Source organism: Paracoccus rhizosphaerae (genome assembly GCF_026162645.1).
Taxonomy (GTDB): domain Bacteria; phylum Pseudomonadota; class Alphaproteobacteria; order Rhodobacterales; family Rhodobacteraceae; genus Paracoccus; species Paracoccus rhizosphaerae.
The window spans coordinates 1-20,895 of the sequence record NZ_JAOTBE010000059.1 but is presented as its reverse complement, the minus strand read 5'-3'; the positions used below and the strand labels follow the sequence as shown (position 1 = coordinate 20,895).

17 protein-coding genes and 2 pseudogenes are annotated in these 20,895 nt (G+C 61.9%); 3 read left to right on the top strand and 16 right to left on the bottom strand.

All coding sequences use genetic code 11. From position 1 onward, the window contains the following. Window positions 1-488 (top strand): RrF2 family transcriptional regulator (locus OC184_RS15985; RefSeq protein ID WP_265508168.1); only part of this gene is annotated, 488 nt, incomplete at its 5' end. Between the two features lie 311 nt (window positions 489-799). Here OC184_RS15985 and OC184_RS15980 read toward each other — a convergent pair. The 3 genes from OC184_RS15980 to OC184_RS15970 form a co-directional block, all read right to left on the bottom strand. Continuing rightward, window positions 800-1,648, bottom strand: a complete 849-nt coding sequence (locus OC184_RS15980) for a DMT family transporter (RefSeq protein WP_265508167.1) — start codon at window positions 1,646-1,648, stop codon at window positions 800-802. Between the two features lie 304 nt (window positions 1,649-1,952). Continuing rightward, complete coding sequence (gdhA, locus tag OC184_RS15975; protein ID WP_265508166.1) at window positions 1,953-3,314, bottom strand: NADP-specific glutamate dehydrogenase; 1,362 nt, start codon at window positions 3,312-3,314, stop codon at window positions 1,953-1,955. A gap of 425 nt (window positions 3,315-3,739) precedes the next feature. Continuing rightward, entirely contained in the window at window positions 3,740-4,072 is a 333-nt protein-coding gene (locus OC184_RS15970; RefSeq protein ID WP_265508165.1) for a DMT family transporter, read from the bottom strand. A gap of 12 nt (window positions 4,073-4,084) precedes the next feature. On the opposite strand from OC184_RS15970, the gene OC184_RS15965 reads away from it, so the two are divergent. Beyond that, window positions 4,085-4,876: a CBS domain-containing protein gene (locus tag OC184_RS15965; protein WP_322630215.1), complete on the top strand. Its 792-nt coding sequence runs from the start codon at window positions 4,085-4,087 to the stop codon at window positions 4,874-4,876. Window positions 4,877-5,004: 128 nt separating this feature from the next. Here the strand turns inward: OC184_RS15965 and OC184_RS15960 are convergent, their stop codons facing one another. The 11 genes from OC184_RS15960 to OC184_RS15905 all read right to left on the bottom strand — a co-directional run bounded on the left by OC184_RS15960 (window position 5,005) and on the right by OC184_RS15905 (window position 19,521). Then, on the bottom strand, window positions 5,005-5,208 hold the full coding sequence (locus OC184_RS15960; protein ID WP_265508164.1) for a hypothetical protein: 204 nt from the start codon (window positions 5,206-5,208) through the stop codon (window positions 5,005-5,007). Window positions 5,209-5,520: 312 nt separating this feature from the next. After that, window positions 5,521-6,384, bottom strand: coding sequence for a peptidylprolyl isomerase (locus OC184_RS15955; protein WP_265508163.1), 864 nt, complete (start codon window positions 6,382-6,384; stop codon window positions 5,521-5,523). Window positions 6,385-6,437: 53 nt separating this feature from the next. Further along, window positions 6,438-7,226 (bottom strand): respiratory nitrate reductase subunit gamma, encoded by a 789-nt coding sequence (narI, locus tag OC184_RS15950; RefSeq protein WP_265508162.1) that lies wholly within the window; start codon window positions 7,224-7,226, stop codon window positions 6,438-6,440. Between the two features lie 10 nt (window positions 7,227-7,236). Beyond that, window positions 7,237-7,938: a nitrate reductase molybdenum cofactor assembly chaperone gene (narJ, locus tag OC184_RS15945; protein ID WP_265508161.1), complete on the bottom strand. Its 702-nt coding sequence runs from the start codon at window positions 7,936-7,938 to the stop codon at window positions 7,237-7,239. Then, on the bottom strand, window positions 7,935-9,464 hold the full coding sequence (gene narH, locus OC184_RS15940; protein WP_265508160.1) for a nitrate reductase subunit beta: 1,530 nt from the start codon (window positions 9,462-9,464) through the stop codon (window positions 7,935-7,937). The genes narJ and narH overlap by 4 nt, the downstream gene beginning before the upstream one ends. Beyond that, window positions 9,461-13,249, bottom strand: coding sequence for a nitrate reductase subunit alpha (locus OC184_RS15935; RefSeq protein ID WP_265508159.1), 3,789 nt, complete (start codon window positions 13,247-13,249; stop codon window positions 9,461-9,463). The genes narH and OC184_RS15935 overlap by 4 nt, the downstream gene beginning before the upstream one ends. Window positions 13,250-13,262: 13 nt before the next feature. Further along, the gene (locus OC184_RS15930) at window positions 13,263-15,986 is read right to left on the bottom strand and encodes a nitrate/nitrite transporter (protein WP_322630214.1); all 2,724 of its coding nucleotides are present in this window, start codon (window positions 15,984-15,986) and stop codon (window positions 13,263-13,265) included. Window positions 15,987-16,409: 423 nt separating this feature from the next. Then, a complete protein-coding gene (locus OC184_RS15920) occupies window positions 16,410-16,994 on the bottom strand; it encodes a DUF2478 domain-containing protein (RefSeq protein ID WP_265508158.1) in 585 nt (194 codons plus the stop codon). Then, a complete protein-coding gene (locus OC184_RS15915) occupies window positions 16,951-17,262 on the bottom strand; it encodes a hypothetical protein (protein WP_265508157.1) in 312 nt (103 codons plus the stop codon). The genes OC184_RS15920 and OC184_RS15915 overlap by 44 nt, the downstream gene beginning before the upstream one ends. 110 nt (window positions 17,263-17,372) lie before the next feature. After that, window positions 17,373-18,728: an oxygen-independent coproporphyrinogen III oxidase gene (gene hemN / locus OC184_RS15910; RefSeq protein ID WP_265508156.1), complete on the bottom strand. Its 1,356-nt coding sequence runs from the start codon at window positions 18,726-18,728 to the stop codon at window positions 17,373-17,375. Between the two features lie 97 nt (window positions 18,729-18,825). Continuing rightward, window positions 18,826-19,521 carry a Crp/Fnr family transcriptional regulator gene (locus OC184_RS15905; RefSeq protein ID WP_265508155.1) on the bottom strand — a complete coding sequence of 232 codons (696 nt, stop codon included), beginning with the start codon at window positions 19,519-19,521 and terminating at the stop codon, window positions 18,826-18,828. A gap of 87 nt (window positions 19,522-19,608) precedes the next feature. Between OC184_RS15905 and OC184_RS15900 the strand changes: the two are divergent. Beyond that, window positions 19,609-20,029 (top strand): annotated as a pseudogene (locus OC184_RS15900) (pseudoazurin). A 292-nt stretch (window positions 20,030-20,321) separates the two neighbouring features. Here OC184_RS15900 and OC184_RS15895 read toward each other — a convergent pair. Further along, window positions 20,322-20,480: a helix-turn-helix domain-containing protein gene (locus OC184_RS15895; protein ID WP_265508153.1), complete on the bottom strand. Its 159-nt coding sequence runs from the start codon at window positions 20,478-20,480 to the stop codon at window positions 20,322-20,324. Between the two features lie 46 nt (window positions 20,481-20,526). Next, window positions 20,527-20,775, bottom strand: a pseudogene (locus OC184_RS15890) (integrase core domain-containing protein); the annotation flags it as partial. Window positions 20,776-20,895: the final 120 nt, after the last annotated feature.

Here is a 20,895-nt window from a genome sequence, read left to right as displayed (position 1 = left end):
TCCTAAACATGCATTATCAATGCATCTATAACCTCCTATACATGCAGATGGAATACCTGTATTGTGGAAAAATGAAGTTGACCCGCTACACCGACTACGCGCTGCGCGCGCTGATCTATCTCGCCGCCAATGACGGCGGGCTGGCGTCGATCCGGCAGATTGCCGGTGCGCATGGGATCTCCCAGAACCACCTGATGAAAATCGTTCAGGATCTGGGGAACGCCGGCTTCGTCAAGACCGTCAGGGGGCGCCATGGCGGTTTGCGCCTTGCGCGGCCTGCCGCAGAGATCACCATAGGTCAGGTTGTCCGCCATACTGAAAGCGACGGAGGCTTGGTGGACTGCAGCACCTGCCGGATCGCTGAAGGCTGTGGTCTACCGGCCGTTTTTTCCGAAGCCAGAGAAGCCTTTCTGGCTGTGCTCGACAGTTGCCGCCTGTCGGATGTGGCGCGCACGCCGGACGCCTTCCGGCACCTGTTTGCAGTCTAACGACGCAGCCGAGGCCGGAGCGATATCAGTCACGGGCTCGCAATCTTCCCCGCTTTGGGCGCGTTGGGCCCTTCGCGTGCAGCTGAATGCTCAACGGCGTGTCTACCGGAACAGGTAGGTGAAGGCAAAAAGGACGTCGATGTGTGGTGCTTTCCGGTCCTGCCTACAGATGCGACAGTTCTAGGGGCAGATCTTGCTCAGCCACGGCTCTGAGGCATTTCTCATGCTCGGGCCTCGTGGCCACGGCCGTGATGGTGTTGTAAATCGCGATGCACACTCAACCATGTTGCCACCCCTGCGATCCGACCCTGTCATACGGAAGGCGCATGAGCTCCTCTTCGACTATCTCGGCGTTCGGCCAGAACCGCTTGAAAATTTGATAGCAGGATGATCGCTCCACCGAGGAACACCCAAAGGTCAATCGCCTCGCCGTATGCGTAGTAGCCGACCACCGCGGCCATCGGCACGCGCAGAAAATCGATGGGGATGACGACAGATGCTTCCAGCCGCTTAAGCGCCTGCGCCTGACAGAAGTGCGCGCTCAGCGCACCGATGCCAGCGAGCAGCATCCAGGGCACGGCGCTAAAGTGAACCGGCTGCCAATCCGTCAGGGAGGCCAGGAAACCCAAGGGCAGCTGAATCAGCATCATCCACACCACGATCGCGCCGGGCGAGCAATGACGCGTGAGATTTTTCACCATGATCAGCGACAGGCCGTACCCAGCCGCCGCCAGAAGAACCAGGCCAGCCGCAGGATCGACCATACCGATACCCGGACGTACGATCACGAGGACACCGAGAAAGCCACCAGCTGTCGCGAGAAGTCGTGGCCGACTGATCCGTTCACGCAGGATAAGCCAGGCAAACAGCGTCACCCAGATGGGCATTGTGAACTCAAGCGCAAAGACCGATGCCAAAGGCAGCAGCACCACGCCGATTGTCCAGAAGTACTGCGCGGTGAAATGCACGACATTGCGCGCAACATGCAGCGGGACCTTCTGCATCTGGCGGATCTCGGGAAACAGCGATCTTGCCACCAGCAGGATCACGACAAACCCCACCAGCGCGCGAAAGAACAATACCTGCCGTATCGACATCGTCTCCGCCATCTCGCGCGACCCGACTGACATGCCGATGAAAGACATCATGCTCAGCGCCATCCATAGGAGGCCCTGACTGAAGGATGAACTCGCCAAAGCAGGCATTTGTCTCGTGTTCCGCATCACGGGGCCCTTGAAGAGGTTTGAATTGGCTTTTCCGTCCAAAGCAGATGATCCGACCGACCAACAATTGGCAGCATCTCAATCGTGCCAAGGCTAACACCAAGGCCCGGGAATGATGACTTGCAATTCTGACGATAAGATGGGGGCCGGAAGCGCGCGAACTATCTACGGCTTATCGAGTGGCATGTAGAAAACAGGCCACTCGAGCATAGGTCATGACGTCCGGCTGAAATGGCAACCTTCAAATCACGCCGAATGCCAGCATGGGTTCTGCCACGCGGACGAAACCGGCGATGTTGGCGCCCGAAACATAATCTCCCGGAACACCGTATTCCTCGGCCGTCGCATAGCAGCTGTCGTGGATATCGCGCATGATCTCGGCCAGCCTCGCTTCGGTTTTTTCAAAGGACCAGCGATCGCGCGAAGCGTTTTGCTGCAGCTCCAGCGCCGAGGTGGCGACGCCGCCGGCATTGGCCGCCTTGCCAGGTCCGAACTTCACGCCGGCCTGCTGGAACAGGCGAACCGCTTCAGGCGTACAAGGCATATTCGCTCCCTCACCGACGGCTATGACGCCATTCTTGATCAGCTGTTTTGCATCCTTACCCGTCAGCTCGTTCTGGGTCGCCGAGGGCATCGCGATCTGGCAGGGAATATCCCAGATCGACCCGTCACTCGACTTGATGAAATAAACATCCGAGCCCTCACCCTTGATGCGCGCGTATTCCGACAAGCGGCCGCGACGGACCTCCTTGATTTCCTTCAGCAGCGCCAGGTCGAGGCCATCGTTGTCGACGACATAGCCGCCGCTATCTGAACAGGCGACAACCTTGCCGCCAAATTCCTGGACTTTTTCGATCGTGTATATTGCTACGTTTCCGGCGCCCGACACGACCACCGTCTTGCCCTCGAAGTCGTCGCCGCCGGTTTGCAGCATGGCACGGGTGAAGTAGGTGTTGCCGTAACCTGTCGCTTCCTTCCGAGCCAGAGAGCCACCGTAGAAAAGCCCCTTGCCAGTCAAGACGCCGGCCTCATAGCGGTTGGTCAGGCGCTTGTACTGCCCAAACATATACCCGATTTCGCGCGCGCCAACGCCGATATCGCCAGCCGGAACATCCGTGTGCTCTCCCAGGTGACGGTACAACTCGGTCATGAAGCTTTGGCAGAAGCGCATAACTTCGGCATCTGAGCGCCCTTTGGGATCGAAATCAGACCCGCCCTTGCCTCCCCCGATCGGTAGCCCCGTCAAGGCATTCTTGAATGTCTGCTCAAAGCCCAGGAACTTGATAATTCCAACATTGACCGACGGATGGAAGCGCAAGCCGCCCTTATAGGGTCCCATTGCCGAGTTGAACTGCACGCGGAAGCCGCGGTTGATATGAACCTGGTTCTCATCATCCATCCACGGGACCCGGAAGATGATCTGGCGCTCAGGTTCGCAAATGCGGGCGATCAACGCTTTGTCGAGATACTCGGGGTGCTTGGCGACAACCCTTCCGAGGCTTTCAAGAACCTCCCGGACAGCCTGGTGAAATTCATCTTCTCCAGCATTGCGTCGTATCACCTCGCTGAAGACGCTCCCCAGCTTGTCATCGATCTGCCCCATCTTCGCTCTCCGCTGATGAAATCCCCGGCATTCATAGCCTTTCAAATAGGCACTACAAGCACCGCTGCTGGATTATCAGCCGAACAAAAATCTGCGAACCACCGGCAGTGTGAGTAGAAGGCGCGCGCAGCTACCCGCGGAACGTCGTTCAACCTCGGCAGAGCAGAGCCTGCGATAGGTCGTCAGGGTCTCGTGCCTCTTGTCGCATGTAAAGAGGCTCGCCAGCGGAGACGGCCGCTTCACAAGGGTGGATCAGCGCCTTCCTTATGCCCTACTCAACAACCCCGTGGGTAGCCGCCCCTAACATGGTTGATCTGCGTGTCATCAGGCGTAGAACGGCCGCGCTTTCCAGTTCGTGGTGCAGCGTGTCGATGCTTGCACCACGAGCTGCCAATGATCTCTTCCGGCCCGAAGCACGCGCCAGCCTAGTGCCCGACGGACTTGGAGAAGACGTTGATGATGACAACGCCGATGAGGATAAATGCGAGACCAAGCATCGCAGGAGGGTCGAGCGCTTCTTGATACCAAACCCACGCGATGGCGGAGATGAGCACGATGCCCATGCCTGACCAGATCGCGTAGACGATCCCGGTCGGCATCACGCGCATCGGGAACGAAAGAAACCAGAGCGCGGCGGCGTAACCAATGACGGCGATGATGCTCGGAGCGAGCCTCGTGAAGCTGGCGGATCTTGCCAGCGCCGTTGTCGCGATGACTTCAGCAATGATCGCCAGAAGAAGTGCGTATTGCTTGGTCATCTATAACCCCCCGTGGCCGACCCTGCGCTGCGGATAGCCGTGGCGGTAGGCATTGCCATCACTGCCACGATCCTCTGCCGCGCCCTTCATCCCCCGGCAGGCGCGGTCGCGATGACAGCCGCGATGAGCCCGGATGCAATCGCGGATCTCGGGTTCCGCTTTGCCCTGAAGCCTGTGGCGGCGGGAACCGTGCTGCTGGTGGCCCTTGCGGCGATCTACGCGCGCCTGACCGGCCGTCACTACCCGATGCGGCAGCATGATGAGCCCAATATCAACCGCACGTCTGATCCGTCGCCCAGCATGCGGATCGGTCTGTCCGAGGCGCAGCTGGTCGACCTTCTTGAACGCTATCGACAGAACTTCAATCTCGGGGCCGAGGATCTGGCGCGGCTGGTCGGTGCTGCCGAGTTGCAAGCCGCCGCACAGCGGGCGGGACCCGTTACTGCCGAAACCGTCATGTCGCGCGACCTGGTGACTGTCAGCCCCGACATGTCAGGCCAAGATGTCGCCGCCCTGTTCCGACGGCACCGGTTCACGTCGATCCCGGTGGTCCGAGAGGGCTGCTATCTTGGTATCATCTATCAGATCCACCTGATCAGCGAAGACCTCAATGTGCCCGCAAGCGCGTTGATGCAGGCAGACGTTCCCCATGCCTCCCCTGCAACGCCGCTTGGCGCCTTGCTTTCCCTGATGGCGGATGGTGACGTCGATGCCGTTCCAATCCTCGACGACAAGCGCATCATCGGCATCGTGACCCGCACGGACCTGATCAGCGCGCTGGCCCGGCACAGCGAAGCCTCATGAGACAGAAATTGCTCTACGTTCAAGTGACTAGATGTGATCTACTTGAAGCAAATGTGCTGGTGGTCACAGGATCGAACTGCAGGTTCGCAATGGGCCCGCCAAAATGCATTCCTCGCCGGGCCCATGTCTCATCCGAAGATCAGCCACAGGACCAGTAGCGCCGACAAGATCACGACGACAGCCCAGACAATTGGCCAGGAACGTCCCTCATCTCGCTGAACGGACGCGGTCTCGATAGGCGCAGCACTGGATATGCGATTATCATGTGCGGTCTCGAGCTCGCTCTTGAGCGCCGGGTTCAGACCATCTCGACCGTCGTTGTCAGCCGTCATCTGCAACTTCTCCTTGCGGTTCGGCTGCGCGGGACGCAACAGCCAGGCGCCATTTTACCATACCCGTCACACATGCGCGTCCGGGGCTCCACGTGTTTCTCAGGCTGGACGTGAGCGTTGCCCAATCCTCCTCAGTCGCTGACCGTTCAAATTCCGCCACTGCTGCGCGCATGAAGGCCACAGGAGTCTCGCCTGAGCCCGCGGCCTCTACCTGAAGCCGCGCCATCAGCTCTGGATCAGTTTCCTGAAGCCAGTCCAACAGCTCGCTCGAGGATCTGCGGGCTTGTGTCAGAATGTCGCCAAGCATCAGCATCATGCAGCTCCCGATCCAGTGTCCGGTTCGATCGTTATCCCTTCAACCTGAGCCTGCTGAGCGAGCCGGCCTACATAACGTGCGGCCTCAATCGACCAGCTTCGGGCTTCAAGCGTGTCGGCAATTCTGTCGCGCACCACCTCGAATGGAAGCTCCTGCCCCTCTATTCGGCGCTGCAGCCGCAACACGTGCCAGCCGAACTTCGATCGCACGGGGGCACGATGGGTCCATCCCGGTTTGAGCCGCTCCAGCACCTTCTGGACCTGCGGCACCAGTTCGCCGCGGCGCACCTGACCCAGTGATCCGTCCTGCGCCGCCGAGGGACAGGACGACACATCGCGCGCCGCTTTGGCAAAGGCCGCAGGGTCGTCACCAACTTCCGCGATCACGGCATCGGCTTGCGCTTCGGCAGCCGCCCATGCCGCCTGGTCACCTCCCTCGGGCTCGATGAGAATGTGGGAAGCCTCAAAAAGGTCCGCTGTCCGGAATTTGACCTTCTGCGCGTCGTAGAAGCGGCGACACTCGTCCTCGTCCGGCGTCTGAGGCACGACCTCGCGGTCAAGCAGGGCGGCGATGACGGCATCGGGTTCGGCCTCAAGGCGGCTAGCCTCGTCGGCCTCCGGCTCCGCCGTAACCGACAGGCGCTCCGCCTCCTGCAGCAGGAGCTCGCGGATGGCGAGCGCCCGCGCCGCTTCTGTCCACGCTGTCTCTCCGTCAGGAGCCGGGTGGTGCTGGATCTCTCGGGCAATTGCGTCTGGGTCGATCTCGACCCCGTTGACTCGGACCTCGGAGAAGGTGGGGGGTGGCGGCATCCGCGGCGCGGTGCCGCCACCACAGCCGCCGCTCTGGCAGGCGCTCATCATCACCGGCTCCGTGGGCCTGTCGTCCCGCAGGCGCGGTATCTCGCTATGCTGGCTCATGCGCCCCCCTCCCCGCTTTCGGCCTGCTGGCGTGTGGTGGTCGTGCCGCCGTAATTCGGAGGCGCTGCATAGATGTCCTTTGTGGGCGACCTGCGGACGGCGCCGAGCGAGCGAACGATTTGGTAGCCCGGCCTGAACAGGAACCAGATCGGCGCGCTCCAGATATGGATCAGGCGGGTGAAGGGCGTGATCAGGAACAGGGTCAGCCCCAGGATGATGTGCAGCTTATAGACCCAGGCCACGTCTGCAAGCAGGCTTGGCGCCGCCGGATTGAAGGTGATGATCGCGTTCGCCCAGCCCATAAGGACCACCATCTCGGACCCGTCCAGATGCCGCATCGTCCAGAAGACCGTGAGCACGCCGAACACAAGCTGCAGCCAGATCAATACCAGAACCGCGATGTCACCGAAGGAGGAGCTCTGCCGGATGCGCGGCTCGAAGAGGCGCCGGTGAAGCAGCATGCTCGCGCCGACCAGCGCCGCGATGCCGGCGATGCCACCGACGATCAGCGCGACGAGTTGCTTGAAGCCATGTCCGATTCCGAAGCGGTCAAAGACGTTGATCGGCGTGAGCAGGCCGACGAAGTGCCCCACGAACAGCACGAGCACGCCGAGGTGAAACAGGTTTGACCCCCACATCATCTGCTTTCGCCTCAGGAACTGGCTCGACTGCGAGCGCCAGGAAAACTGATCCGCATCAAAGCGCATGATCGAGCCGACGATCAGCACCGTGATCGCTAGATACGGGTACCAGCCGAATGCCAGTTGGTTCAGAAGTTCGTTCATCTCGTCCTCCTCAGCCCTTGGTTCCAGTGCGCGCGGCCGTGGCCGCCTTTCCTGCCGCTCGGATCTTGGCAACGATGCCAGTGGGCCCGCCCATCTCGTGCGGCGCCGTGAATGTGACGGCCTTCTCCTCCCATTCCTCGTCTATCTGCGCAGGATCATCACTGGGCGCCTGCTCTCGAAGCTCGTCCAGCGCCTCGGCATCGGGATGGGCGCCCGCCAGCGCAAGGACCGCACCGAAGACGGGCGCATAATCCGAGCCTCTCTCGACCAGCCGTTCTTCGAGCGCCGCGAAGACATGTGCCGGCTCGCCCAGCATCTCGCGCGCCTCGGGCGCTGAAAGGCAGGACGCAAACTCGATGAACACCGGCACGAAGTCGGGCAGCTCGGGACCTTCCAGCATGAAGCCCTTGTCCAGATACTGCTGCCCCAGGTCGATGATGGCCGGCCCCCGATCACGGCTGTCGCCGTGAACATGCTCGAAGAGATGGAGCGACAGCGCACGCGACCGATCAAAGAGTTCGGTATATTCAACCTGTGCATCGAGAAGATCCTGCGATCCGAGCCGCTGCAGCAGCGGCTCCAGCCCTCCGAGTTCATCCGGCGGCAGCAGCGATCCCGCAGCCAAGGCCGCTCGGATGTCGGGGATATGCGCGGCAAGCTCGGCAGAGGGGTAGCCGAGCAGCGCCGCCAAGGCACGCAAGCACAGTCTCATGTCGGCACATCCATATAAGGGTTCTTCTTGGGCGTGCGCTTGGCACCCCCGAACAGATTGGTCTTGCTGGAGCCGTTCGTGCCCTCCCGGAAGCCGAAGCCGGCCGAGCCGCGGAGGGCATAGGCGTCCTCCTCCAGTTCCCGATGCGCCGTCGGGATGACGTAGCGGTCCTCATAGTTCGCCAGCGCCATGATCCTGTACATCTCGTCGATGATGGGGGCAGTCAGACCCACCCGCTCCGGGATGGATGGGTCGATCCGCCCCTCGACGCTTTTTGCGCGCATATAGGCGCGCATAGCCAGCATCCGCTCCAGCGCTGTCGCAACCGGTGCCTCGTCCCCGGCTGTCAGCAGGTTGGCCAGGTACCGCAGCGGAATGCGCAACGAGCGCACGTCGGGCATGCCATCCTTCGCGCTGATCTTGCCCGCCTCATGCGCGGACTGGATCGGCGAGAGCGGCGGCACATACCAGACCATCGGCAAAGTGCGGTATTCTGGGTGCAGTGGGAAGGCGACCTTCCATTCGACCGCCATCTTGTAGATCGGCGACCGGATCGCGGCCTCCAGCCACTGGTCGGGAATGCCCTGCGCCCGCGCCTCTGCCTGCACCGCCAGGTCGTGCGGGTCGAGGAACACGCCCAACTGCGCGGGGTAGAGATCCTTTTCGTTTTCCACCGAAGCTGCGGCCTCGATCTTGTCGGCGTCATAGAGCATCACGCCTAAATAGCGGATGCGCCCCACGCAGGTTTCGGAACACACGGTGGGCTGGCCCGTCTCGATCCGAGGATAGCAGAAGATGCATTTCTCGGACTTACCCGTGGACCAGTTGTAGTAGATCTTCTTGTAGGGACAGCCCGAAACGCACATCCGCCAGCCGCGGCACTTTTCCTGATCGATCAGCACGATCCCATCTTCGGCCCGCTTGTAGATAGCGCCGGAGGGGCATGATGCCAGGCAGGACGGGTTGAGGCAGTGCTCGCAGAGCCTCGGAAGGTACATCATGAAGGTCTTTTCAAACTCACCGTAGATTTCCCTCTCGACCCCTTCGAAGTTGTAGTCCTGGCTGCGAGCGGCGAACTCGCCCCCCAGCATGTCCTCCCAGTTGCCAGACCACTCGATCTTGTTCATCACCTCGCCGGTCAACAGCGAGCGCGGCTTGGCGGCGGGCTGGGCCTGAAGTTCGGGCGCCTTTTGCAGCCATTCGTACTCGAAGGTATAAGGCTCGTAGAAATCGTCGATCTCGGGCAGATGCGGGTTTGCAAAGATCTTCGACAGGATCCGCCATTTCGAGCCTTGACGCGGCACGATCTTGCCGTTCTTCTTGCGGACCCATCCGCCCTGCCAGCGCTTCTGGTTCTCCCAGTCCTTGGGATAGCCGATGCCGGGCTTTGTCTCGACATTGTTGAACCAGACATATTCCATGCCTTCGCGGTTGGTCCAAACGTTCTTGCAGGTGATCGAGCAGGTGTGGCACCCGATGCACTTGTCGAGGTTGAGGACCATGCAGACTTGTGCCCTGATTCTCATTCTGCGGCCTCCTGCTTGCGCTTCTGTTGACCCGTGCCCCAGTCGGCGGTGCCGGTTGGGGCCAGTTCGTTGTCGTCGGCGGCCTTGTCGAACCAGTTGACCTCGCTCATCTTCCGGATGATCACGATCTCGTCGCGGTTCGCGCCGACGGTGCCATAGTAATTGAACCCGTAGGACAGCTGGGCATAGCCGCCGATCATGTGCGTCGGCTTCATGTTGATGCGGGTGACCGAGTTGTGGATGCCGCCCCGCTGGCCGGTGATCTCGGATCCCACCGTGTTCACCAGCTTTTCCTGCGCGTGATACATGATGCAGGACCCCGGCATGATCCGCTGGCTGACGATTGCCCGTGCGGTCAGCGCGCCGTTCACGTTGAACGCCTCGATCCAGTCGTTGTCAACAATGCCCGCCTCTTTGGCATCGGCCTCACTGATCCATACGGCCGGGCCGCCACGGTTGAGGCTCAGCATGATGAGATTTTCGGTGTAGGTGGAGTGAATGCCCCATTTCTGATGTGGGGTGAGGAAGTTGAGCAGGATCTCCTTGTTTCCGTTGGGCAGCTTGCCCAGTGCTTGGGCAACGCTGTGCGTATCGATCGGGGGCCGCCAGGTCACGAAGGCCTCTCCAAAAGCGCGCATCCAGTGATGATCCTGATAGAGTTGCTGCCGCCCGGAGAGAGTGCGCCAGGGAATGAGCTCGTTGACGTTGGTCCAGCCAGCGTTGTAGCAAACCTCTTCACTCTCGATCCCCGACCATGTTGGAGACGAGATGATCTTCCTTGGCTGCGAGGCCACGTCGCGGAAGCGGATCTTCTCCTCCTCCTTACCCTCAGCCAGATGTGCGTGCTCCCGACCTGTCGCCTGCGAAAGTACCTCCCATGCCTTGATTGCGACCTCGCCATTGGTCTCGGGGGCCAACATCAGAATCGTCTCGCAGGCGTCTATGTCAGTGTCGATCTTCGGGCGGCCGGCAGTCGGACCATCCAGCACCCGGCCATTCAGGTCGCCCAGCTGCTCGACCTCGTGCTTTGCTTCCCAGATAATGCCCTTGGAGCCGTTGCCGAACTTCTCGACATCCGGCCCGAACGAGGTGAAGCGCGCGAAGACCTCTGGGTAGTTGCGCTCGACCAGGTGGACATTCGGCATCGTCTTGCCCGGAATTGGCTCGCATTGCCCCTTGGCCCAATCCAGCGGCTCATAGGGCTGGGCTAGCTCGCTCGGCGTGTCGTGCTGAGTAGGCGACAGCACCACGTCATGTTCAACCCCCAGCACTTCGGGCGCAACTTCCGAGAATTTGCGCGCGATGCCCCTGAAGATGCTCCAGTCGCTGCGCGCCTCCCATGCCGGATCAACCGCCGCTGTCAGAGGGTGGATGAAGGGGTGCATGTCGGTGGTGTTGAGGTCGTTCTTTTCGTACCAGGTCGCCGTCGGCAGGACGATATCGCTGTAGACGCTGGTGGTGGACATCCTGAAGTCGATGTTGACCATCAAGTCCAGCTTGCCGACCGGCGCCTCGTCTCGCCAGAGGACCTCCTCCGGGCGCTGGATGCCCTCCCGGTCGTCGGTCCCAACCACCCCGTGAAGCGAGCCTACGAAGTGCTTGAGGAAGTACTCATGCCCCTTGCCGCTGGCGCCAAGCACGTTGGACCGCCAGAAGAACATGTTGCGCGGCCAGTTCCGCGGATTGTCCGGGTCGACATTGGCAAAGGTCAGGTCCCCCGACTTCAATCCTTCGGCGACGGCTTCGCCGACGTTGCGGCCGCTTTCGGCGATGCTCCGGCCAAGCTCCAGGGGGTTCGTCTGCAGCTGCGGCGCCGAAGGAAGCCAACCCATCCGCTCGGCGCGGATGTTGTAGTCGATCATGGCGCCGGACCAGTCTCCCGCCGGCGCCAGTGGGGAAAGCAGGTCGGACGGCTTCATCGTCTCGTAACGCCACTGGTCCGTATGCGCGTAGAAAAAGCTTGTCCCGTTCATCTGCCGCGGCGGCCTGCTCCAGTCCGACGCAAAGGCCAGCGGCAGCCAGCCGGTCTGCGGACGCAATTTTTCCTGACCCACATAATGCGCCCAGCCACCGCCCGACTTGCCGATGCAGCCGCACATCACCAGAAGTTGGATGATGCCGCGATAGCTCATGTCCATGTGGTACCAGTGGTTGAGCCCGGCGCCGAGGATCACCATCGACCGACCTTCGGTCATCTCGGCATTCTCGGCGAACTCCCGGGCAACCTGGATGATTGCCTGACGCGGAACGCCCGTGACTTTCTCTGCCCAAGCCGGCGTGAACGGCAGATCGTCGTCGTAGCTGACCGCGACATTCGCACCGCCAAAACCGCGGTCAAGGCCATAGTTCGCGCAGTAGAGGTCGAAGACAGTGGCCACGCGCACTCGACCACCACTGGCCAAGGCCACCTCGCGGACCGGCACGTTGCGCGTCAGGATACGCTCGTGTTGCGTCGCCACCCAGTCATGCGAAGCGGTCCCGCCGAAGTACGGAAAGGCCACGGGAGCGATCTCATCATGCGCGTCTGCGAGCGACATGCGCAGGCGGATGTCGCGGCCCTGCCCGTCCTTCTCCTCGAGGTTCCACTTCCCTTTCTCGCCCCAGCGATAGCCCGCCGAACCCTGCGGCGCGACAAGCTCTCCGGTGGCCTCATCGATGCCCACAGCCTTCCAGTCTGGATTGTTGCCCTCGCCCAGGCCACCTTCAAGGTCGGCTGCGCGGAGCATCCGGTCGGGAACCAGATGGCCGTCACGCTCGGACAAGGTGACCAGGAGCGGGAAGTCGGAATAGCGCCGGGTATACTCGTTGAAATAGCTTGCCTGGCGATCGACATAAAATTCGCGCAGGACGACATGCCCGAAGGCAAGGGCCAGCGCAGCATCGGTTCCCTGCTTGGGGTGCAGCCACATGTCAGAGAACTTGGCCGCTTCGTTGAAGTCCGGCGCGATGACGACGCTCTTGGCGCCGCGATAGCGCACCTCTGAATAGAAGTGCGCGTCGGGTGCCCGAGTCATTGGAACGTTCGAGCCCCATACCAGCAGAAATCCAGCGTTGTACCAGTCCGCGCTCTCCGGCACATCCGTCTGTTCCCCCCAGATCTGAGGCGACGAGGGAGGAAGGTCGCAGTACCAGTCGTAGAAGCTGAGAAGCGTCCCCCCTAGCAGCGAAAGATAGCGCGACCCGGCCGCATAGGAGATCATCGACATCGCCGGGATGGGCGAAAAGCCGGTGATCCGGTCAGGGCCATATTCCTTGATGGTATAAGCATTGGCCGCGGCGATTAGTTCGTTGATCTCGTCCCAACCCACCCGGACGAACCCGCCGCGGCCGCGCTTGGCGACCCAGTCGCGCCGCTTTTCGGGGTCTTGGACGATCGAGCGCCAGGCCGCCACTGGGCTCATGGTTTGGCGGGCAGCACGCCAATGGCGGATTAGCCGCTCTCTCGCCAGAGGATAGCGGATGCGGGTGCCGGAGTAGAGATACCAGCTGTAGCTTGCCCCCCGTGGGCAGCCTCGCGGCTCGTGGTTGGGCAGATCGGGGCGGGTGCGCGGATAATCCGTCTGCTGCGTTTCCCAAGTGACGATGCCGCCCTTGACGTAAATCTTCCACGAACAGGACCCGGTGCAGTTCACACCGTGGGTCGATCGAACGATTTTGTCGGCTCCCCACCGCTTCCGATAGGCATCTTCCCACTGGCGGCTTTCCCGCGTGGTCACGCCGTGACCTCCGGAGAAAGTCTCCTGCTCCCTCCGAAGGTAGAACAGTCGGTCGAGGAAATGGCTCATCGCTTTCTCCTGGTCAGGCGGTTACAGGTTGCGGCACAGCGCCGCGTTCGGTCGTCCGGAGGATCCCGCGCGGGCCGGAATAGACCCACCAGGTCAGGGCCGCGCAAGTGACGTAGAAGATGCCGAAGGCCCAGAGGGCGGCGTTTGCGCTGCCGGTCGCGTCGATGGAAGAGCCGTAGGCGCGAGGGATGTAAAAGGCACCATATGCGGCGATGGCCGAGGTGAAGCCGATGATCGCCGCCGATTCACGTTCGGCCTGCTTGCGACGTTCCGGCGGGGGCAAGTTGGCCGCGGTGCGGTCGATCTCGATCCGCATGATCCCTGGCACCATCTGGAAAGTCGACGCGTTGCCGACCCCGCTCGCGAAGAACAGGAACAGCACCATCGCAAAGAAGCCGAGGAAGCTGCCGAGGTTGAGGAACCAGATCATCCCGGCGATCGCGACGATTTGGGCGACGAAGACCCAGAAGGTCACCCGCGCGCCGCCGTACTTGTCGGCAACCCAGCCTGTTGCAGCGCGCGACACGGCACCCACGAGGGGCCCGAGGAAGGCGTAGTTGAGCGCATTGACCTCAGGGAAGACCATGCGTGACAGCAGCGGAAAGCCCGCCGACATGCCGATGAAGGTGCCGAAGGTGCCGGTGTAGAGCCAGCACATCAACCAGGTGTGCATGCGGCGGAAGATGGGGGCCTGCTCGGCGAAGGATGCCTTGGCGCAAAGGATGTCGTTCATCCCGAACCAGGCTGCCAGCGTGCCGGCGATGATCATCGGCACCCAGACAAAGCCAGCATATTGCATCCAGACCTGCTCGCCATCGGCCGTGACCTGTGGACCGCCCCCGAGCGCGCCGAATAGGCCGAGGGTGGTCACCATCGGAACCAGGAACTGCATCAGGCTGACGCCCAGGTTCCCCAACCCGGCGTTCAGCGCCAGGGCGTTTCCTTTTTCCCGCTTTGGAAAAAAGAACGAGATGTTCGACATCGACGAGGCAAAATTTCCGCCACCGAACCCGCAGAGCAACGCCAGCACGAGGAAGATCAGGAACGGCGTATCGGGGGTCTGGATAGCATAGCCGATGCCGAAGGCCGGGATCAGCAGCGAGGCAGTGGACACGGTCGTCCAGAGTCGCCCCCCGAAGACCGGCACGAGGAAGGAGTAGAATATCCTCAGCGTCGCTCCCGATAGTCCCGGCAGCGCCGCCAGCCAGAACAGCTGCCCGGTATCGAAGGCGAAGCCGACCGCCGGAAGCCGGGACACGACCACCGACCAGACCATCCACACCGCAAAGGACAACAGCAGGCAGTAGGTCGAAATCCAAAGGTTCCGGCGGGCAACCGGCCGGCCGGTGCCTTCCCAGAACTTGCGATCTTCGGGGCGCCAGTCCTTGATGGCGCCCGCGCGCGGCGGGATGCTCGCGCCCGGCTCTCCCATGCCGATCATCTCGGGCAGCTCTGGCGTGGGCTCGGCCTGGCCCGCCCGGGCGGCGGCATTCTCCATCCGTCGTATGGTGAGATGCATCCAGAGGAAGGCTGTCGAGACGAGCAGGAACAGAAGGGCGAAGGAGCTGGTCCAGACGCCGGTCAGGTCGTTCAGCATCCCAAAGGCAAGGGGCAGGACAAAGCCGCCAAGCCCGCCGATCATGCCCACCAGCCCTCCGACCGCCCCGACGTGATTGGGGTAGTAGACCGGGATATGCTTGAAGACAGCTGCTTTTCCCAGGCTCATGAAAAAGCCCAGGACAAAGATGGTGACGACGAACGGCACCAGCCCCATCGAGGTCGAGAAGGTGATCGGTCCGGCAATGCCTTCGATGATATAGGTCGTGGGCGGGTAGCTGAGCATGAAGGTGCAAAGCACGGAGACGCCGAAAGTCCAGTAGAGCACCGCCCGCGCGCCGTAACGATCGGAAAGCCTGCCACCATAGATGCGAAACAGGCTGGCCGGTATGGAGTAGAACGCGGCCAGCATCCCCGCTGTCTTGATGTCGAGATCGTAGACCCCAACAAGATAACGCGGCAGCCAGAGCGCCAGCGCCACAAAGGCACCAAAGACGAAGAAGTAGTAGAGCGAGAAGCGCCAGACCTGAAGATTGCGCAGAACCGCCAACTGGGCCGCTGCCGATGGAACGGCCCTGACGCCGCGCTGCCGTGCAAAGCGGCCGGGATCCTCCTTTGTCAGCAGAAGAAAGACAAAGGCCATCACGGCCAGTGCCACCGCCCAGATCTGCGCCACTGCCTCCCAGCCCATTGCAACTACGACAAAGGGCGCCACGAACTTCGTCACCGCTGCGCCCACGTTGCCAGCTCCGAAGGTGCCAAGCGCGGTACCCTGTTGGCTTTGTGGATAGAACTTCGAGACGTAGGCCACGCCGACCGAGAAGGCTCCGCCTGCCAGCCCGACTCCGAGCGCTGCGATCAGCAGCGTGATATAGCTATGCGCGAACGAGGTGAGGAAGGTCGCTGCAGCCGCCAGCAGCATGACCAGGACAAAGAGGCGGCGTCCGCCGAACTGGTCGGCCCAAACCCCCAGAACAAGGCGCGACAGCGATCCCGTCAGGATCGGCGTCCCGATCAGAAGCCCGAACTGCGTCTCCGAGAGGCCGAGCTCTTCCTTGATGGAGAGGCCGATAATCGAGAAGATCGTCCAGACCGCGAAACAGGCGGTGAAAGCGGCGGTGCTTTTCCAGAGTGCCCGCCCCGCACCCTCGGCGGCGGCTTCGGGAAGCGCCGGGCTCATGCCCGCAACCTCGGCATCATGGTGTCATCGTGGACACCCTGCGTCGCTTGATCTCGGTTTGATCGGAGAGGCATCTATCCCCCCTTTTCACTGATTCGAGCGTTCAATCCAGCTTATGACGCGATCGTGTTCAGACAACCCTGCGCTCGTGATTTTCTCTTCGGCCTCTGCCGTCTGCGGCCGAACCTGGGGCGGATGAACCTGCCTTCCGCCAGTGACTCGCCCCCACTTTCCACGCGAACTGCGGCATCTTCATGACGTCGAGCATGCGGTTTTCCCACAAGCAGGACACGGCAACTCATCATGCTGCACCTGTTGTTCCTCGGCTACGGTTCCCAAAAAGCGCAGAACGTTCGGGAACATTCATGACGCCTGTCTTCCTCCGCTACACAGGTGTTGAGCGGCGCGGGCTGCACCCTTGACCTATGCTTCGAGAGCCGGTCGCTGCACTGTACGACCGTTGGACGTCAAGGAAGCCTTGGCGGGCGCTTCCGGTGCCGCTTCCGAATGATCGGCGGCCTTCATGCACCATGCCAGAACATCGTCTGTTTCAGCCACCAGCGCTGTTTCCAAGCCTCCGGCAAACTTCTGAAAGGCCGCAAGGTTGAGCCCGTTCACACCCAATAAAACGGGGATCTCCTGTTCCAGCGCCTCAGCAATGACCGGTGCAAGACCCCGTCCCTCTGCCTCCTGCTTGCCAAACTTGTTAACGATCAGCATGTCTGCGGCAGGCATTGCACGGGCCACACCAACCACGGCCTGCTCCAGCACGCCAGCGTCGAGGCGGCAGCCACGCGCAAGGTCGCCACGGTCTTCACTGATGCGCAGGACGGGCCCGTCCGGAAGAACCACGATGTCCATGTCGCACTTCTTCCGGCCTGGCCTTTCAATGTTGCTCTGCACTGTCCCTGCCAACCGCAAACCGCGATCTTGCAAATGCGTAGCAACCTCGGCCAGAAATCTGTCATTTGCGCCCCGTCCGGGCAAGCTGATGTAACCGAGATGCATTCCGTTTCTCCTGTGCCGTCTTGTCGTCGCGAAGCGAATTTTTTCTAGCCGACCCCGGCGCCTCGTGGTGCTCGGGGCGATCAGTATCTCTACTGTTCCTTTTGCCGTTGGCTTTTTCCTCCATGTTGATGCTTTGGATGAAGAAGGGGATACCGCCTTGCCGCAGGCGGCGACCGATGGAAGGTTTCACCATCACCGCTGCCCGGTTTTTCCAGCGTGCAATCTGCAAACCCATGGGAATGTTACCCCAGTGCAAGGTGCTTCTCATGATTGCTACCTTTGGAAAAACAATGGAGCAACATCGCGTAGGAAGTCGCCGGCTTCATTTTCTGACGGCGGCGGTGCAACAGCCGCCCGCGGTCCGTCAGCCGGCCACCTTCAAGATGCCTGGCTGTAGCGAGCACCGTCAGGCGAATAGGCGTCGAATTGCGCTGCCATCATGCGCGCGAGCGGGCGTCCTTCCGGCAGTATCTCAAGATGGTTCGGCGACGCCGAGATCAGGTCGCCGAAGGTCGCGGCAAGCTGCCGGGTGCTCTCGGCCAGTGCCCGTTCGGCGTTGCCGAAGCTTCTGCGCAGCTCCGCCTTGTCGAGCCGGAAGTCGCACATGAGCATCTCGATCGCGCGTGCACGCAGCTTGTCATCATCGGTGAGGAGATGGCCGCGCGCCCCGGCCAACTGGCCCGCCTCGATCCGCTGGACATAGGCCGGGGTGGCCGACGCGTTCTGGACGTAGCCAGAGGGCAGCCGAGAAATTGACGACGCGCCGATGCCGATCAGCGTAGCGCAGCTGTCGTCGGTATATCCCTGGAAGTTTCGGCGCAGCCGGCCCGAACGGGCGGCCAGGGCAAGACCATCGTCCGGCAGGGCGAAGTGGTCGATCCCGATCGCCTGGAACCCGGCCTTGGTGAAGCGCTGCGCAGCAAGCTCGGCTAGCCGAAAGCGCTCCATCTCGCGCGGCAGCGCCGCTTCGTCGATCAGTTGCTGCCGCTTCGACATCCACGGCACGTGGGCGTAGCCGAAAAGCGCGAGCCGGTCCGGGGCAAGGGTCAGGACCTTCGCCACCGTGTCGCCCAGCCGGGCAAGATCCTGATGCGGCAGACCATAGACGAGATCGGCGTTCAGCGATCTGACGCCCTCAGCGCGCAGGTCTTCGATGCAGGTCCGGGTGATGTCATAGGGCTGGATCCGCCCGATGGCCTTCTGCACAATTGGGTCGAAGTCCTGAATGCCGATGCTGGCGCGGTTCATGCCCTCAGCTGCAAGGGCCGCAATTTTGGGCCGGTCCACCATCGTCGGGTCGATCTCGACCGAGAACTCCCATGTCGGCGTTGGCGGGATTACCGCCTTCACCGCCTGCGCAAGCCGGTGGATCAAGGCAGGTGGCAGGATCGTTGGCGTGCCCCCGCCCCAGTGCATCCGTCCCATCCGCAGACCCTGCGGCAGCACCGCCTTCAGCAGCGCAAGTTCCTGCTCCAGGGTGCCGATGTAGGCCTCGACCGGAGTGAGCGTCTTGGTCCCCTGGGTGCGACAGGCGCAGAACCAGCAGAGCCGCTCGCAGAACGGGATGTGCAGGTACACCGAGGCGGGCTCCGCCGGGTCCAGCCTTGCCAGCGCCTGCGCCTGCTGCACGGCGCCAACTGCGGGCGAGAAGACCGGAGCGGTGGGATAGGAGGTATAGCGGGGCACGCGGGCGTCGAAGAGGCCAAGCGCCTTGAGGCGGTTCATCTGTTCCATGGGGCCATCATGGCAGTTTCCGTACCGCCTGACGTTGAGCCAGATCAACTTCACGCCCGAAAGACAGCAGCATGGCCAGTGATGTGGCGCCCTGGCGCTAGCCCTGGATCTCGCTCAGCATGACCAGCTCGTGCGGCTTCATGACCAGGATGTGCTTGCGGGTCGAGGCGACAATGCCGGCCCTTTCCCACGCCGACAGCAGCCGGCTGACGGTGTGCAGCGTCGTCCCCGTCATGTCCGAGATGTTCTGCCGGGTCACCGGGAAGGCGATCTCGATACCGCTCTCAGTCTTGCGTCCGCTTTGCGAAATCATCCGCAACACGGCCGAGGCGACGCGGCGCTCGACGGCCTGGGTGGCCATCTCGGTCAGTGTCTCTTGGATCTGGCCCAAGCGCTGGCCGAGGGTGCGGTAACTCTCGGTCGCGAACCCGTCGTAGCGCGACATGAACTCCGGCCACAGCCGCACCGGCCAGGACAGGGCCACCGACTCTGCGGCCGCCACGGCCGTCGCGGGATAGGTGTCACGGTGAAGTGCCGGCGCAATTCCGAACAACTGCCCCGGCGAGATGTGCAGCAAGATGATCTGGTCGCCGCCGGGGGTCGAGCGGATGACCCTCAGGTAGCCGTCAAGCAGCAGGAAAAAGCGGTCGGCCGCCTGCCCTTCGTTGAAGATGACCGCACGTTCGTTATGACGATGCAACTTGGCCTTGTCCAGGATCCCGCGGATCGCCGACTGCTCCAGCTTCGAAAACGGCGGAAGTCCTGTGAGAAGCGTCTCGTCTAGTTTGGCCATGTATCGTCCGGAACCTTGTTGCGGCGCAACGTTCTTCCCACGGCCCTACCCTACATCCGGGCCTGAGAAAACAAGACGGACCTCTCGATGTTTGCAAAAGCCATGTTCGGTGCAGTTCTGGCTCTGTATGCCGGTAGCGTGTCTGCCGAAACCATTGAGGTATGGATGCTCAACAGCGGCGAGGCTGGCGTGATGGTGTTCGAGCCCTCCTTCGTGAAGGCGCAACCGGGCGACGTGATCCGCTTCGTGCCGACGGATAAGGGGCACAACGTCGAGAGCATTTCCGGGATGCTGCCCGAGGGCGTCGCGAGCAAAGTTCAACGAGCCATACGAGCTGACCGTGACGCAAGAGGGGCTTTATGGCGTCAAGTGTACGCCGCATTATGCCATGGGTATGGTTGCCCTGCTTCAGGTTGGCCAAGCCTTGCATCTAGCTGAGGCCGCCGCAGTCCCGCAAAAGGGCAACGCCAAGGGCCGCATGGATGATCTCCTCGCGCAGGTCGAGTGAAATCTGCTTCTGCTCCTCCAACAGGCGCGGTGCCGATGGCGCCGCCCATAGCCGGTTCGCCGGACGGAGGTGGTGTCACTACGTTCTTCCGATCCAACAAGGGCAGCGGCGTAAGGCGCAGCGCCACGTCCGCCTATGTTGGCGCGCAAACGCAGGATCGGCTGGTAAGAAGCAACTTCCGAGATTGGTCGCGCCTCGCCATGCGTCGAGTTGACGAAGGCCCTCCACGTCGCGCAGCACGATCGAGCGGCGTCCTGACATCGCTTGATCAGGCCTGCCCGCTCGAGTTGTGTCAGCGAGCGGGAAACGGTTCGATGGTGAGGCCGAGGTGGTCAGAGATGTCCAGCCGCGTCATCGGCAGGCAGAGAACGTCGCTTCTCAGGCGCTCAGACAGGACCAGGAGGAACGCTGCGATCTTCTCGATCGCCGTCTTGCAGCCCAGAAGCAACATGTGGTCCGGTAATCCTCCCCGTTTTAATGGGGTGTGACCGTAGAACTCACGCGGCCATTTTCAGCTTCATGGCGGGTGTAACCCCGCCGATGCCCATGTTGGGGCGTTCGTGGTTGTAGGTCCTTAGCCATTCAGTGGCGATTTCCTGCACCTCCTCGATGGTTTCAAAGATGTAGAGGTCCAGCCATTCGTGGCGGACCGTCCGGTTGTAGCGCTCGACATAGGCGTTCTGCTGCGGCTTGCCGGGCTGAATGTAGGTCAGAGCGATGCCCTGCTTCTTGGCCCAGGTCATGAGCGGTCACGTCCGTCAAGCTGGTGTAATTTCCCGGGAGGCCTGAGGGCATGATCAGGCGGCTTTCGTGGTTATGCTGAGAATGGGGTCGATCTCCTCGGTGTCGATGCGGGCGAAGGCCTC